General features: G+C 37.1%; 1 tRNA gene and 1 pseudogene. One reads left to right on the plus strand and one right to left on the minus strand.

Annotated elements, in window-relative coordinates:
- Positions 1-206: 206 nt before the first annotated feature.
- A pseudogene (gene ghrA, locus BHE89_RS16705) lies at positions 207-1,149 on the minus strand (glyoxylate/hydroxypyruvate reductase GhrA).
- Positions 1,150-1,464: 315 nt separating this feature from the next.
- Here ghrA and BHE89_RS16710 point away from each other — a divergent pair.
- A tRNA-Ser gene (locus tag BHE89_RS16710) sits at positions 1,465-1,552 on the plus strand.
- Positions 1,553-1,617 lie beyond the last annotated feature (65 nt).

Below are 1,617 nucleotides of genomic sequence, written 5' to 3' on the forward strand. Positions count from 1 at the left end.
CCCTTCATTATCTCACCCCCATTTTCAAAAGAATGGGATAATAATCAAGAAGATAAAGACTAAGAGATATCTATTATAGTCAGATTTTTATTAAAATATGCAAATAATAAGAAAAATGATATTTTATGAAAGTTAAAACAAAAAAATAAGCGATAAATTAAAATTTATCGCTTATTATATAAAATGAGAATGGCGTTTAGATATATTTAATACCCGCTCTTCATATCTACCACTCCAAAAGGTGCTTCACCTTTTTCAATTCGCTGGATATTTTCAACAATCGTATCCATTGCAATAGTAGGAATGGTAAACGCAGCAATATGTGGGGTAATAGAAACACGAGGATGTGTCCAAAATGGGTGCATTCCCGCTAAAGGTTCTTGAGCAAAAACATCCAAGGTCGCATCAGCTATATGCCCTTGATCAATTGCCTCTAATAAGTCCTGATCGACTAAATGTGCGCCGCGCGCCAAATTAATTAAATAAGAAGAAGGTTTAAGTTGCTCAAAGAGTGAGAAATTCAAAATACCATGCGTTTCTGGTGTATAAGGTAATAAGTTAATCAGTAAATTACACTCTTTGAGGAAATCGCTGAGTTGCTCTTTACCATAAAAACTTTCAACATTGTTAATTTGTTTTTCACTGCGACTCCAGCAACGAACTTTAAATCCAAGCTCGGCGAGTTTAGTCGCAACACTCCCACCTAAAGCACCGGCACCTAAAACACCAATCACAAAATTATCATAAGTATGCGCTGGAAGTTGTTTCCATAAACGTTGCGATTGTTGACGCTTATAATCATCCATTCGACGAAAATAATACATTACTTTAGCAATCGCATATTCTTGCATTTGAAGTCCCATTCCCGTGTCTTCCAAACGCATAACAGGGACACCGGTTGGTAATGTGCCGGGCTTTTGTTGTTCTTGCTTTAAAATAGCATCAACACCAGCCCCTAATGCAAAAATACCTTTAAGGTGATTACGACTTGCAAGCATTTCATAAGGAGGAAGCCAAACCATGGCGTAATCTGCAGGTTGATTATCGCCGGGTTCCCAAATGCGTATATTGGCATTTGGCAAACGCGCCTTCATACCATTGATCCATGTTTCTGCGTCAAAAAAAAGGATGATAATAAATAATATTCATTTTGCCTTCCTCCAGCATTTTTATCATAGGGTGCGAGGGTTACGTTCTGATTTCAAGTCTCTTTAAATAAGTTGTTAATAAAAATGTTGAGAATGTTAACCAGTTAACGAAATTTTTTAATTCTCATTTCAATGCAACCATTCATTGCTATTGCTTTATTGCATAATTTGCCTAGCTTTTGTGCATATTGTTTTTTATTTGACTGCTTGAGTCAAAAGTTAAAGGAAAAATGCATTTAGCTGTTGACGCCTATGATCCTTTTCCATATAGTAGCGCCCCGTTGAGAGATGTTAAGTACATATCCAACAACAATACGGTGAGATGTCCGAGAGGCTGAAGGAGCACGCCTGGAAAGTGTGTATACGGCAACGTATCGAGGGTTCGAATCCCTCTCTCACCGCCATATTCTAAGAGAGAGCCTAGCTAAATAGCTAGGCTTTTTCTTTTTAGTATTTCTAAAATAGACCT

Origin of the sequence: Shigella sp. FC1967 (assembly GCF_001743005.1) — a bacterium.
Taxonomy (GTDB): Bacteria; Pseudomonadota; Gammaproteobacteria; order Enterobacterales; family Enterobacteriaceae; genus Proteus.